Origin of the sequence: Adhaeribacter terrigena, assembly GCF_016623615.1 — a bacterium.
Lineage (GTDB): Bacteria > Bacteroidota > Bacteroidia > Cytophagales > Hymenobacteraceae > Adhaeribacter_A > Adhaeribacter_A terrigena.
The window spans coordinates 62,431-76,317 of record NZ_JAEHFX010000006.1 but is presented as its reverse complement, the minus strand read 5'-3'; the positions used below and the strand labels follow the sequence as shown (position 1 = coordinate 76,317).

The following is a 13,887-nucleotide window of genomic DNA, read 5'->3' as shown; positions in this document are numbered from 1 at the left end:
ATTTTGCATTTCTATTTTATTTAACGGAACAAACTGCTATGGCTTTGCTGCGGAAAACGGTATTAAAAATTCTATCGGCTGTAAATTATTATTACCGGGCAGTTTCAGTCTTTCATCATGCAGGCAAAACGGTTTTGCGTCCGGCAGCATTGGTTAATTTTAAAGAGAACGAACAGGCTTTTTTAACCATTTGTGCAGCCTCTTTTAACTTAGAACCCGATTATTCGAGAGGCATGTGGCAGAAAGAAATTTCGGTTACCAAACTGCCATACGCTATGCTTTTAGGTAATTCCGGAGCGGTGGTGCTGCACGATAAAGTGGTGGTGGAATCGGTGCTCGACCAGCGACGTTTATCCTTATCACCCGCCTGGCGCATGCCGGCATTTATGCTGAAAAAACGTAAAGCCGGATTGTACTCATCCGTTTTTCACTTTCCCTGGGCCGAAACCAGTAACTATCATTGGTTCCTGGATTGTTTGCCGCGCTTAGTTGTGCTGGCGCAAACTGTGCAGGAGCCGCTCACGCTGATAGTTAATGCTAACATGCCCCAATTTCAGTTCGATACGTTGAATTATGTGCTGAAAGAATTTCCTCATATTGATGTGGCCTACATCCGGAAAAATGAAAAGTGGGAATGTGAACATTTCCTGATGCCTTCGTTTGTGGCCAATAATGTAAGCGGTTACTTGCCAAAAGAGATCAGTAGTTTTTTGCGCAATAAGATTTTAACAGGCTACCGGATCGATCCGAAACCCCCGACCCGTAAAATTTTCATCAGCCGGAGCCGGGCTTCCAAGCGGCGCATTAAAAATGAAGTTGAGTTGCTGCCGGTTTTAGAAAGATTCGGTTTTGAAGTGGTATTTCCCGAAACACTGAGTTACCGCGAACAAGTTGCTTTGTTTCATGAAAGCCGCATTATTGCCGGGCCGCACGGCGCTGGGTTTACCAATACTTTTTTTGCTCAGAACGCTACCGTTTTAGAATTACACCCTGCCACCGCCGTAAAACCGCATTATTTTCTGTTAAGCAAAGGTCTGGATTTAGATTACCACTATTTAATTGGCAGCGAAGCCGATGAAAAACTGGATTTTGAGGTTTCAGTGGAAGCTTTTGAAAGGAAACTGCAGGAGATTGTATAAATAAAAAAACCTCACAAGTTTTAGGAAACAAGTGAGGTTTAAATAATGCTGACTTTTTACTGCTCAAAACCCTACCGTTTTTCTTCCTTTTTCCGGATCAGTTCGGCCAGTTTACCGGTTAATGCCCGGCGCGAATAACGGCTGTAATTAATGTAAGGCAAGTCTAAATTCGGGTTTACTTTCCAGTTACGGCTCATGGTGTCCAGGTGATCGAGCATCAGATCGTAGCCGTCGTAGGTAAAGGTGCGGCCGGCACCGCATTCATCAATAATAGTATCGGCATCGGAAGAAACCGGGCCGATGCAAATGATCTGTTTGTTCGAAGCCAGGTACTCGAATAATTTGCCGGGCAGAATGCAAAAGTTATTTTCTACGTCCGGCACGGCCATTAATAAAGCCGTGGACCGCATTAAATATTGGATCGATTCGCGGTGCGGCACAAACGCTATGAATTCGGTGCAATAAAGTAAGTTGGCTTCTTTAATTTGCTTGTGCACTTCGGCCGAAACTTTGCCCACGAACCGCAACAGGAATTTGATATCGGAATGGCGCCGCGCATTTTCGGCGAAGGCCTGCAGGAACGTTTCAATGTTGTAGGTGTCGGTAATGGTGCCGGTGTAGGTCAGGCAAAACATATCCTGCGGTGGCTCGGAATCGAAATGGAAATCGGCTTCATCGTAGCCGTTCGGCAAAACGTGAACTTTATGCGGATCAACCTTCGGGCTTTTATTTAAAAACAGCCGTTTGGTATCCGCACTGGTTACCAGCAGTGCATCCGATTTTTCGATTACGTTGCGCTCGTATTTTTCGTCGAGTTTTTTAGCCAGAAGCGTGTGCGCCAGGTCTTTGTAATAGTAAATATCCGTCCAGGGGTCGCGCAGATCGGCGATCCAGCGCAGGCCGTATTTTTTCTGCAGTTCCAGGCCAATAAGCTGCGAGGAATGGGGCGGGGAAGTGGTAATAACGGCATCGAATTTTTCGGTTTTCAGCAGTTCGGCGCATTTTCTCAGCGCATGTTTATTCCACCCTACGCGCGCATCCGGAATAAACAGATTGCCCCGCAAAAACTTGAACAATTTTTGCACAAAACCCGTTTTCTTTTCATTGGCAAAGCCGCCGTAAGGAATTTCTTTTTTGCCGGTAAGCTTTTTATAATACTCAAAAGGCTCGGACGTGGACGTGCGAAAAACGCGTACGCCGGCCGGAATTTCTGAAAGCAAACTCTGGTCGAAAAGCGGGTAAGAACCTTCGTTCTCGTCTACAGTAATTACCGTAGGCTCAATGCCGAACTCGGGAAGATGCTTGACAAATTTCAGACAACGCTGCACCCCGGCGCCGCCGGAAGGGGGCCAGTAATAGGTGATGAACAGCACTTTGAGTAAAGGCTGGGCGGACTTTTGAGGTTCCGGCGGATTGTCTTCTTTTTGTGGAAATTTCTGTAGCATATATTCAGGAACGAATATACGGAGCTTAATTAAAAATTGCAGGAAATTTCCGGTTTTATACGTATTTTTGTTCTTTAAACTGATTTATATACGATGTTCGATAATTTAAGTACCAAGTTAGACCGCGCCTTTAAAACCCTGAAAGGGCAGGGCAGCATTACGGAAATTAACGTTGCACAAACCATTAAAGAAGTGCGCCGCGCGCTCGTAGATGCCGACGTTAACTACAAAGTGGCCAAAACCGTTACCGATAAGATCAAAGACGAGGCCATGGGGCGCGACGTTTTAATTGCGGTTAGCCCTGGACAGCTGATGGTGAAGATCGTGCACGAAGAGCTTACCGAACTGATGGGCGGCGAAAAGCAGGACATCAACATTAAAGGCGATCCGGCTATTATTCTGATTGCAGGTCTGCAGGGTTCTGGTAAAACCACCTTTACCGGCAAACTGGCCAATTACCTGAAGAAGCAAAACCGTCAGGTTCTGGTGGCTGCCTGCGACGTGTATCGTCCGGCGGCGATTGAGCAGCTGAAAGTATTGGCCGGCCAGGTTGGAGTAGATGTTTACACCAACATGGAGGAAAAAAATCCGGTTAAAATTGCCCAGGAAGCCATTGCTTTTGCCAAGCAGAATCATAAAAAAGTAGTGATCATCGATACCGCCGGCCGTCTGGCTGTGGACGAAGCGATGATGAACGAAATTGCCGAAATAAAACGCGCCATCAACCCAACCGAAACTTTGTTTGTGGTAGATTCCATGACGGGTCAGGATGCGGTGAATACAGCTAAAACCTTCAACGAACGCATCAATTTCGACGGCGTGGTGCTTACCAAATTAGACGGTGACTCCCGCGGTGGTGCAGCACTTTCTATCCGAGCGGTAGTGGAAAAACCGATCAAATTCATTTCGACTGGTGAGAAAATGGAAGCCCTGGACCTGTTCTATCCTGACCGGATGGCGCAGCGTATTCTGGGTATGGGTGACGTGATCTCGTTAGTAGAGCGTGCGCAGCAAACTTTCGACGAAGATGAAGCCCGCCGCATTAACCAGAAGATCCGCAAAAACCAGTTCAACTTCGACGACTTTTTGTCGCAGCTGGAGCAGATCAAGAAAATGGGTGACATTAAAGACCTGGTAAGCATGATTCCGGGGGTGGGTAAAGCGATGAAAGACGTGGAGATCGATGAAAACGCTTTCAAACCGATCGAAGCGATCATTAAATCTATGACCAAAGAAGAACGTGCCAACCCGGATATGATCAGCGGTAGCCGCCGTAACCGGATCGCTAAAGGTTCCGGAACTACCATTCAGCAGGTAAACAACCTGATGAAGCAGTTCAATGATATGCGTAAAATGATGCGCAGCATGAATAAAATGAGCGGCAAACCTGGCATGATGAGCAAACTGAAAGCCATGACTGGCGGACGCTAATTCCTGAATTTGAAGATTTTGGGAATCTGATAATTTGAAAATGATCCGGGTTTCCTGCGAAAATAAAAAAGCTGCAGTTCGATAAGAGCTGCAGCTTTTTTTATGTCTGAATTGCGGATTTTATGGATTTTTAGATTGCGCGGATCTCTGACTTTTTCTGTTCAAAACGCTACTGTTTTTCCCCTGAAAACTGCTTTTACCTATCCGGCAGGCGTCTTCTTTCTTCGCCGTAAATGGTGCGGCCCGAAGAACCATCGGGATTGTTGTGCGATTTATAGAACCGCAGGATCTGGCCCTGGCTGCCTCTGAGCGTGGAAAGCTGGTATTCCCATTCGTTATCGCGGGTTTCCCGGTTCAGGATCTCTACCACATCCTGAAGCGAATCTACGTTCAGGTTTAAAGGGGCCAGTTCTTTCTTTAAATAAGTCCGGTTGTGGATCTGCCCGCGGCGCTGTTTAAAATCGGCATCCGGGTCGTGGTAAATGCGGGTGTTGGCTGGTGGTTTTATTCCTTGGGCCGTAACGTTTTGAACCGGTGCCGGTTTGTGATACTGGTAAGAAGTGGAGCCTCCGGTTGTAGTTTTATGACAACCCGGGCAAATAAAACTCAGCAAAATTACCAGGCTCCGGTTTTTCATTTCAGTATTCGGTTTTGTTTTCCTTTTCTTCCCATTTCTGAAATCCTTTTAACGCTTCTTCCCGCAAAAAAGGTATCATGGGAATGCTGCGCGCGCTTAAAGGCTTTTCAATTTCGTCGTAAATAAACTGGTCGTCGAAACCAATTTTAGCCGCATCGGCTTTGGTGTTTCCATAATAGACAACTTTAGGGCGCGCCCAGTAAATGGCTCCCAAACACATCGGGCAAGGTTCGCAGCTGGTGTAAATTTCGCAATCGTCGAGCTGAAACGTGCCCAGTTCTTTGCAAGCTTTCCGGATGGCGTCTACTTCGGCGTGCGCCGTTGGGTCGTTGGAAGCCGTAACATTGTTAAAGCCGCGGGCAATTATTTTTCCGTCTTTCACAATTACACAGCCGAACGGACCGCCAAAACCGGCTTCCATTTTTTCCACCGACAGCCGGATGGCTTCGCGCATGTGTTCTTCGTTTGGTTTCATAAGCAATTATAAAATTAAATAGCCGGCAAAAATACAAAACCGGCACGCTACTTTTCAATTAATTGTATAAAAACCTTCCAAACGATTAAGTTGCAGCAACAAATTGCCTCCAAAGCGGTTTTACTTTGGAATTGAGGCAACACTAAAAAAATATGGCCTCAGAATTTGAGCTTAAGTACAACTGCTTTTGAAATATGTGAAGATTCATTTAAGATTTCCACCTGTTAAACCGGCAGGGTTTTAAGCCTGAAAACTGCTCATACTGCTTCCGATCTGGTTTTTGGACTGTTCTCTGTTCCTTCAAGGTATTTTACTAAATCGTTTTATATCCATTTCTAATTGATTAGACTATGAAAAGAATTTACGCAGGAATATTAATACTGATCTGCTGCTTTTTACCGGTAGCGGGTTTTGCAGCCCATCTTAGCCCCAATCTTTTATTCTCTGCTAAACTAGATGGTGCACAGGAGGTTCCGGCCGTTACAACCACTGCCACCGGGGTGGGAAGTTTTATGCTGAACGGAACCCGCGATACGCTTTATGTGAATGTATCGGTTGCAGGTTTAAGCGGGCCTATTACCGCGGCACATATTCATGAAGGCTTGCCTGGCGTAGCCGGCCCGGTAGTAATAGACCTTGTTCCATTTATTAAAGGTAACCTGATAAGCGGCTATATTACCGGCGCGGCCTTAACGCCGGCGGTTATTACCAAACATTTGCAGGGCGTTTATTATGTAAACGTGCATACTGCCGCTAACCCTTCCGGCGAAATACGCGGGCAGATCATGCTTGAAACCGATCACGGTTTTATAGCGCTTTTAAATGGTTTACAGGAAGTGCCGCCGGTAGCTACCACAGCAACCGGGATCGGAACTTTCCTGCTTTCTCAGGACCGGAGTAAAATTAAAGTGCACGTAATTTTCGAAGGGTTGAGCGGAGCCGTTACCGGTGCACATTTGCATACGGGCGCTATTGGAGTATCCGGACCGGTTGTGCTCAATCTTACCACCATGGTTTCCGGCAACGAAATAGTAGGCGAAGGCGATCCGACACCATTTTTAGCAGCTTTATTAGCCGGAACCGTTTACATCAATATTCATACCGCGGCAAATCCGAATGGGGAGATCAGGGGGCAGCTTTTTATGCCGAAAGGAATTTTAATGGATGCCCATCTGGACGGTGCGCAGGAAGTGCCGCCCGTTGCCACCAATGCCAAAGGCGTTGCCGGGGTTAGAATAAATGCTACCCTCGATAGTCTGGAAGTAGCTGCGATGATGACGGGGTTAAGCGGACCAATGTCGGCTGCGCATTTTCATACCGGAGCCGTAGGCGTAGCCGGGCCAATTGCCATCAATTTAACCCCTTTTATTTCCGGAAACCGCATTTTGGGCAAATTACCGCTGGCAGGTTTGCCGGCCAATACCGTAAATATGTTCCTGACCGGAGATATGTACCTGAACGTGCACACTGCTGCCAATCCTTCCGGGGAAATTAGGGGGCAGGTTTACCGGCTTTCACGCGAAGGCTATACTTTGGTAATGAACGGAAAACAGGAAGTTCCTCCGGTTAATACTCCTGCCAGCGGTAGCGGCCTGGTTTCTATAGACCGCGATCAGACCAATGCCCATTACATGATGGTCTGGAGCGGTTTAAGTGGGCCGGCAACGGCAGCGCATTTTCATTTGGGTAAATTTGGGGTTGCCGGGCCGGTAATATTTAATCTGACGCCGTCTTTCAATAATACTACGAACCCAACAGCCGCAGCCGGTTACTGGCACGCCGGAAGCACGCCGCCTTTTACAACCCGCAATTCCGTACAGTTCCGCAGCGATAGTATGTATGTAAATGTGCACACGGCGGCTAACCCGTCTGGCGAAATCAGAGGTCAGGTTTTACGGGGAGCCAGGAATTTATCAAAAATATTAGGCGTACGCTCCGATCTGCTGGCTTTAACGGCGGCCACTGTTTATCCCAACCCTTCTTCCCAAATTTTTAAGCTGAAACTTGAAGTAGATAAAACCCAGGAAGGCGTGATCCGAATCACCGATGTTTTGGGCAAAACGGTATATGAAAATGCCTTAAAAGTGCCGGCCGGTAAAAATGTAATTGCTTTAGAACTTGGTTTTTTAACGAAAGGAATTTATCAGCTGGAATTTACTTCCGGTGAAATCAGAACCATAAACCGGCTGGTGAAAGAATAAGGGTTAAGCAGCAGATTTTAGGAAAGGCTTCGCAAAATTGTGAGGCCTTTTTTATGGCCTGAAAGGCAATTTCCGGTTTTAAGGAATAATAGTTGTAATTTTGACTTTTAGCCCGCCAAATGATACCATTTTCTGACCCGATGGGCGAAGCCCTCGAAGCCTTCCAGAACGGAAAAACCGATGCTGCCATTACCGTAATTTCCAATATTGCCGAAGACGACATAATTCCGGTGACTTACCTTTTCCGGGGTTTTGAGCAAATGCCGGAGCTGGAGCAACTGGCTTTGCAGGAATGCACCGGCCACGTTTTAGACCTGGGAGCCGGAGCCGGAAGCCACGCGCTTTGGTTACAGCAAAATGGTTTTAACGTTACCGCCCTCGATATTTCGCCAAAGGCAGTTGCAGTAATGCAAAAGCGCGGCATTAAAAACGTGGTGCAGGCCGATTTCTGGAATTTCAGACCAACGGAACAGTTCGATACGATCTTATTATTGATGAACGGGATTGGCCTGGCCGGAAAAATTTTAAAATTGCCGGTATTTTTTGCGCACTTAAAAACCATGCTGAAGCCGGGCGGACAAATTTTGCTCGAATCGTCGGATATTCTGTATATGTTCGAGGAGGAAGATGGCTCGGTAGTGCTGGATCTGAACAGCGGTTACTACGGCGAAGTGGAATACCAGATGGCTTTTCAGAATTCCAGGGGCAATGCTTTTCCCTGGCTGTTTGTAGATTTTGCCCTGCTTAGCGATTCTGCTGCCGAAGCCGGTTTTAAAACTGAAGGTTTATTTGAAGGCGAAAACGGCGAATACCTGGCAAAACTGACGCTTGCGTAATAAAAAGAGCGGCTTCTTTTGTAAAAAACGGTAGGGTTTTAAGCCCGAAAAGTGCTTTCCAGCAGGAAGTAGGTTATAATTTAAAGCTTCCGGAAATAAATATCGCACTGGCCATTATCGGCGATCAGGCTGGTAGATGAAATGCTGTTGGTAAAAGTATTCACGCCGGCACAAGCAAAAAGATGGTGCAACTGCTCATTGACACTGATGAGCACAAAATCTATCTTATTCCGCTGCAGACTCCGCACCGTAGAAATAAAAGATTTCAGGCTTTTCGGCGATACCTCCTGAAGGGCTTCACAATCTACCATTACTTCTTTTGGCTTATATTGCAGCGCTTCTAGCAAAACTTCCTGCACAGTGATAGTTGTTTCTGCATTTATGCTGCCATTTAAAGCAACAATGTAGCTGTTTTGCTGAATTTGGGTGTGGATTTGCATATTTAAAGAGCGAAACTGAAAGCATTTTTGTTTAATAACTCGCCAGAAATAAATTTTATTGTATTAAACCTGATTATAAATTTTTCAAGTTTGCCGGGTGTTGGGTGTTTATACGTATTCCCTGAAAAAAGTCTAAGGGAATGCCAAATTTTAAAAAATATTTTGAATAACCAACTGTAAAAGTGGTGAATAGCTGGAAAAGCATGGTAGGTTGTAATGTTTATAAAGTGGTAAGGATTAACCTTTTGTCTAAAAGTGTGCGATAAAATATAGAACAAAAAAAACGACAACCCATTTTAAAGTTGTCGTTTTCTAAATATTGTAAATTACCTATTTATGCTTTCTGATACATTACCTCTTTTATAGCTTTTACCGTGCGTGCTACATTTGGTAAAGAAGCTTCAATCAGGGTAGGGGCGTAAGGTAACGGCACATCCATACAGGTTACGCGTACTACAGGAGCATCTAAATAATCGAAGGCATTGCGTTGCACGTTGTAGGCAATTTCAGAAGAAATAGAGGCCAACGGCCAGGCTTCTTCCACTACTACCACGCGGTTGGTTTTCTTAACCGATTTTAGTACCGTTTCAAAATCGATCGGGCGAACGGTACGCAGGTCTACAACTTCTACCGAAATATTTTCTTTTGCCAGTTCTTCGGCCGCTGCCAAAGCCACTTTCATCATTTTACCGAACGAAACAATGGTAACGTCTTCGCCTTCACGTTTCACGTCAGCCACGCCGATCGGGATCAGGTATTCTTCTTCCGGCACTTCGCCTTTATCGCCGTACATCAGCTCCGATTCCATAAAAATAACCGGATCTTCGTCGCGGATTGAGGCTTTAAGCAAACCTTTGGCATCGTAAGGGTTAGAAGGAACCACTACTTTCAGGCCGGGGCAGTTGGCGTACCAGTTCTCGAAATTCTGGGAGTGCTGCGAAGATAACATACCGGCGTTACCGGTCGGGCCGCGGAAAACGATCGGGCAGGAATACTGACCGCCTGACATCGACATCATTTTGGCCGCCGAGTTGATCACCTGGTCAATTGCTACCAGCGAGAAGTTAAAGGTCATGAATTCGATGATCGGTTTCAGGCCATTTGCTGCAGCACCCACTCCAATACCGGCAAAACCAAGTTCGGCAATAGGAGTATCGATCACGCGTTTGGCGCCGAATTCATCGAGCATGCCCTGGCTAACTTTGTAAGCGCCATTATATTCTGCCACTTCTTCGCCCATTAAAAATACCCGCTCATCGCGGCGCATTTCTTCACTCATGGCTTCCCGAAGGGCTTCACGGAATTGTATCGTACGCATTTCTAAATCTTGTTTTCTATCGAAAGGTAAAATTACGATAACTCTCGCAAAAACCAATTTTAGAAACGAATTATCCGCAGGTTTCGGGCAGCAACTGTGAAAACGGTAGGGAAAAAGCTTTAAAAAGTCTGAAACCTTATTTTACAGCTTCCCGGAAAACCGGCGTTTTCACGTAAGCCCGGAATTCAGGATCGTCTATGGCTTTGGCGGTCAGGTTTTTTTCGAGCTGGGTGGCTTTGCGCAAATGCAGGGCCAGGTCGTTTTCCTGGTTGGTGCGGGCTGCGATCACGGCCAGGCAGTAATGCGCCAGGGCATCGTTCGGTTTCAGGGCCAGCGCTTCTTCGTAAAAAGTTTTAGAATCCTGGTAATTTCCTTTCAGCGTATACAGCAGCGCCTTGTTCATGAGCGTTTGGTAACCCGGAGCCGCATAGGCCAGGCTGGTAACGGCATCGTCTAACTGCCCGATCTCAATTTCCAGGGCCGCTTTATCGGCAAAAACCTGTTGCAGCATTTCTACCCGGCCGCCCAGTTTTATGGCATAATCGTAGCTCCGCAAAGCTTCTAAATAATTTCCCTGGATATGGTGCGCCGAACCGAGGTTGTAAAAAAGCTGTGCGGTTGGGTTGCGGTGGCTGGCATAGGTTAAATTTATTATGGCTTCTTTTAGTAATTTCTCGCGGATCTCCGGTTTTAAAGCCTGCTGCGCCAATTGAATATAAGTAACCCCTAAGTTATTGAAAGCCTGCCATTTCATGGTGTTTTCAGCGGCGGCCTGGTAAATTTTAAGTTTTTCGGAAAGCAGCGGGGTTAAAGTAGCAGAATAACGCAGTTCTTCCTCGGTCAGTTTATCCGAATCGATGCGGTTTTCCACGATCTTTTTAGAAAGCAGGTAAATTTCCGAATCTTTTTTTTGCGGAATTTCATACGTGATCCTTACGTCGGCGTAGCGCAAAGTGGGGTACACGTAAAGCTGCAGGTATTCGTAAGAATCGAGTTTGGCCAGTTGGCGCTCTTTTTCTTTAAAGGAAACATTGCTGTTCACAATCGTCAGGATCTCGTTGATCTGATCGGGGGAAAGGGCGGAAAGCTGTACCTGTTTTAGAAAACGGTCCCAGTTTCTTACCACCGGCATAACCCGGAATTTCACCGATTTGCTGGAATTAGTATACGATTTTACATCTAGCTCGTGCTTGTAGTATTTTTCGAGCGCCTGCGCGCGCCTGAGCGGCAACCGGAATTCTTTGCTGTCGGCATCTTCCGGCGAATGACCGGCCGTAATTTCAACCAGCGTGGTTTTATAATTGCTTTCAATCAGTTCTTTCAGCACACCCATGTTTGTGCCCAGGTAGTCGCGCAGTTTGGCCTGGCCTTCGTCGAAAAAAAACGTTAGGGTTTGGGGCTCCGAAACTCCTTTGCGGTAATCGTCGGGCGCCAGCGAAACGGTATTGCTTTTAACCACCAGTTTAGATGTGGTGATTACGCCGCTGGCAATTTCAGTTGTTTTACCGCGTTTGCCGGCTTTGTTTACTTTGGCTACGTGGGGCGTTGCCAGCAATTTTCCGCGCGATTTTTCGGGCGTATATTTAAAGGAATACTGGCGGGTTATGGTTGGCTTATCGTTCTCATAAATAAATTCGCCGGTAGAAAAACGCATTTTTCCGATCGGTTCCACCATTTTCGGCCCGTAATTATAAACCAGATCGATGCTGTAAACCGGTTTTTTCTGGATGAGTTCTTTGGGAATCTGGGCTTTTACTTCGAAGAGCACATTTTCACCGTTCACTTCGAGCACCTGGGGTACTACCGAAATTTTTTGTTCAGCCTGCCCTTTTTTTAAAATGCTCGAAACGCTGCAACCGCCAAGGCCGGTTGTAAGTATAACAGAAGAAAATGCGAGTAATAAATAGCGCGCCTTGCGCATTGTGGAGGTTTGCATAATTCGGAAAAAGCAAATATCGTACTAAGACGAACAAATTTCTTTCCGCATACATACCTTTTTTTTTATATTTAGTTGGTTGACAAACGTATTTTTTTTCGTTAACTTGGTTTTTATTTTAGTTAAAGCATGAAAAGGCTACAGTTTTTTATTGAATCTCAGGCTTTTGGCGTCTGCACGGCCCTGGGAGAAAAATTAGGTTTTGCTACCGGTAGCGTGCGCCTGTCTTTTATTTATTTGTCTTTCCTGACTTTCGGTTCGCCGGTAATTGTATATTTAATTCTGGCATTCTGGCTGAACCTGCGCAAAAGCATGCGCCGCGAACGCAGTACCGTCTGGGATTTTTAAATTGTTTAATAGTTAAATTGCTAAGAAGCTGAATGTTTTTTTGAATGCAGCTTAACGATAAAAAAAGCGCTGCAACTAAGGTATAAACCTTAGTTGCAGCGCTTTTTTTATTTGAATTAATTTTAAAGTGCTACAGATTCTTTACGACTTTTTCAGCCCCAAACCCTACCATTTTCTGGAGAAAAAATTAACAATTCAGCCATTCAACCATTCAACCATTTAGCCTTTAAACAAAGCAGTGAACGTTTTACGGCCGCGCACGAAATATTCCCACACAATACTGCCGTTATAAACGCCTTGTAATTGGTTCAGATCTTTTTTAAGTGGCTGCATTTTTCTTTGTTGTTTCCAGTAATTCAGGTTTTTGTAAACCTCCATTTGCGCTTTCATAATGGCTTTCGCATCGCCGGTTTGCCCCGAAAGCAGAAATTTAAAAGCCGAAACCCAATCCAGCAACACCCGGATAAATAACGTGGAAAAGAAAACGCCGGCCGGCAGGTTTTTGTAAAGCAAAGCCAGACCGTTTCGGAAATTCAGGAACGTTTTGCGCGGATTCGATTTGTGCAGGGTGCCGCCGCCCACGTGATAGACTTCACTCTGCCCGCAGTACATAATTTTATAACCCGCATTCTGCAAACGCCAGCACAGGTCAATTTCTTCCATGTGCGCAAAGAATTTGGGTTCCAGCCCGCCCAGTTTGTGAAACAATTCTGCCCGCACGAACATACACGCGCCCGTAGCCCAGAAAATTTCGGTTGTATCGTTATATTGGCCTTTGTCGGTTTCTAAAGTATCGAACAAACGACCGCGGCAAAAAGGGTAACCAAAATGATCGATAAACCCGCCACCGGCGCCGGCATATTCCAGCGAATAAGGCTCGTGAAAAGCTTTTATTTTAGGCTGGACAGCGGCAATTTTCGGGTTACTTTCCAGCAGATTTAAAATAGGAGTAACCCAGCCCGGCGTAACCTGTACATCCGAATTCAGCAACACATAATACTTCGCCTCGATCTGTTTCAGGGCCTGGTTGTACCCTTCGCAGAAACCCAGGTTGCCGGAATTCTGAATAATTTTTACCGCCGGAAAATTGCTGCGCACAAAAGCCACTGAATCGTCGGTAGAAGCATTATCGGCTACAAGCACATCGCAATCGGGGCTGTTTTGCAGCACCGACGGTAAAAATTGTTCCAGGTATTTCCGGCCGTTCCAGTTCAGAATTACAATGGCAACGGGATGTTCGGCTTTATAAACCAAAGTTGCTCAAGTCTAAACCCGGAATGTTGGGCATCAGGCCGCTGGTTTGTTTTTTGAGCTCTTCCTGGCCTTTTTCCCCGGCTTCATCCAAAGCCTTGTTTACCGCAGCTACTACCAGGTCCGAGATCATTTCCGCATTTTCAGCTTTTAGCAAAGTCGGATCAATTTCGATGCTCAGGAGTTTGCGCTGCCCGTTGGCTTTGGCTTTTACCATGCCTGCGCCCGATTCGGCTTCTACGGTAATGTTTTTGAGGTTATCCTGCGCTTCCTTCATTTTGGCCTGGAGTTCTTTCATTTTCCCCATCATGCCCATCATATCAAACATAGTTTTGTATTTAGATTTTTCGAATATTCGAAGTTCGAATTTTCGATTTTATAAACAGATAATATTAAGTCGTTTTCTTTTATACGATCTTTGAAAATTCGA

The 13,887-nt window shown here is 45.8% G+C and carries 13 protein-coding genes; 5 read left to right on the top strand and 8 right to left on the bottom strand.

Going from position 1 to position 13,887, the window contains the following annotated elements; genetic code table 11:
• The first annotated feature begins 38 nt into the window (after positions 1–38).
• Positions 39–1,139 carry a glycosyltransferase family 61 protein gene (locus I5M27_RS12300; RefSeq protein WP_200506527.1) on the top strand — a complete coding sequence of 367 codons (1,101 nt, stop codon included), beginning with the start codon at positions 39–41 and terminating at the stop codon, positions 1,137–1,139.
• A gap of 71 nt (positions 1,140–1,210) precedes the next feature.
• Here the strand turns inward: I5M27_RS12300 and I5M27_RS12295 are convergent, their stop codons facing one another.
• Entirely contained in the window at positions 1,211–2,584 is a 1,374-nt protein-coding gene (locus I5M27_RS12295; RefSeq protein WP_200506526.1) for a glycosyltransferase family 4 protein, read from the bottom strand.
• Positions 2,585–2,677: 93 nt separating this feature from the next.
• Between I5M27_RS12295 and ffh the strand changes: the two genes are divergently transcribed.
• A complete protein-coding gene (gene ffh / locus I5M27_RS12290; protein ID WP_200506525.1) occupies positions 2,678–4,015 on the top strand; it encodes a signal recognition particle protein in 1,338 nt (445 codons plus the stop codon).
• Positions 4,016–4,211: 196 nt separating this feature from the next.
• On the opposite strand, the gene I5M27_RS12285 is transcribed toward ffh, so the two are convergent.
• Together I5M27_RS12285 and I5M27_RS12280 are read right to left on the bottom strand one after the other, a co-directional pair.
• Entirely contained in the window at positions 4,212–4,652 is a 441-nt protein-coding gene (locus tag I5M27_RS12285) for a hypothetical protein (RefSeq protein ID WP_200506524.1), read from the bottom strand.
• Between the two features lies 1 nt (position 4,653).
• Positions 4,654–5,127: a nucleoside deaminase gene (locus I5M27_RS12280; RefSeq protein WP_200506523.1), complete on the bottom strand. Its 474-nt coding sequence runs from the start codon at positions 5,125–5,127 to the stop codon at positions 4,654–4,656.
• Positions 5,128–5,477: 350 nt separating this feature from the next.
• Here I5M27_RS12280 and I5M27_RS12275 point away from each other — a divergent pair, with 350 nt between their 5' ends.
• Both I5M27_RS12275 and I5M27_RS12270 read left to right on the top strand, forming a co-directional pair.
• Positions 5,478–7,328, top strand: a complete 1,851-nt coding sequence (locus I5M27_RS12275; RefSeq protein ID WP_200506522.1) for a CHRD domain-containing protein — start codon at positions 5,478–5,480, stop codon at positions 7,326–7,328.
• Positions 7,329–7,447: 119 nt separating this feature from the next.
• On the top strand, positions 7,448–8,164 hold the full coding sequence (locus I5M27_RS12270; protein ID WP_200506521.1) for a class I SAM-dependent methyltransferase: 717 nt from the start codon (positions 7,448–7,450) through the stop codon (positions 8,162–8,164).
• 80 nt (positions 8,165–8,244) lie between these two features.
• Here the strand turns inward: I5M27_RS12270 and I5M27_RS12265 are convergent, their stop codons facing one another.
• The 3 genes from I5M27_RS12265 to I5M27_RS12255 all read right to left on the bottom strand — a co-directional run bounded on the left by I5M27_RS12265 (position 8,245) and on the right by I5M27_RS12255 (position 11,858).
• Positions 8,245–8,604, bottom strand: a complete 360-nt coding sequence (locus I5M27_RS12265) for an STAS domain-containing protein (protein WP_200506520.1) — start codon at positions 8,602–8,604, stop codon at positions 8,245–8,247.
• 334 nt (positions 8,605–8,938) lie between these two features.
• Complete coding sequence (locus tag I5M27_RS12260) at positions 8,939–9,955, bottom strand: pyruvate dehydrogenase complex E1 component subunit beta (RefSeq protein WP_317193597.1); 1,017 nt, start codon at positions 9,953–9,955, stop codon at positions 8,939–8,941.
• A 103-nt stretch (positions 9,956–10,058) separates the two neighbouring features.
• Positions 10,059–11,858, bottom strand: coding sequence for a tetratricopeptide repeat protein (locus I5M27_RS12255; RefSeq protein ID WP_200506518.1), 1,800 nt, complete (start codon positions 11,856–11,858; stop codon positions 10,059–10,061).
• Between the two features lie 129 nt (positions 11,859–11,987).
• Here I5M27_RS12255 and I5M27_RS12250 point away from each other — a divergent pair, with 129 nt between their 5' ends.
• Complete coding sequence (locus I5M27_RS12250; protein WP_200506517.1) at positions 11,988–12,206, top strand: PspC domain-containing protein; 219 nt, start codon at positions 11,988–11,990, stop codon at positions 12,204–12,206.
• Between the two features lie 219 nt (positions 12,207–12,425).
• Here the strand turns inward: I5M27_RS12250 and I5M27_RS12245 are convergent, their stop codons facing one another.
• Both I5M27_RS12245 and I5M27_RS12240 read right to left on the bottom strand, forming a co-directional pair.
• Positions 12,426–13,460, bottom strand: a complete 1,035-nt coding sequence (locus I5M27_RS12245; protein WP_234462516.1) for a glycosyltransferase family 2 protein — start codon at positions 13,458–13,460, stop codon at positions 12,426–12,428.
• Entirely contained in the window at positions 13,450–13,785 is a 336-nt protein-coding gene (locus I5M27_RS12240) for a YbaB/EbfC family nucleoid-associated protein (RefSeq protein WP_200506516.1), read from the bottom strand. Before I5M27_RS12240 ends, I5M27_RS12245 begins: the two co-directional genes overlap by 11 nt.
• Between the last annotated feature and the right edge of the window lie 102 nt (positions 13,786–13,887).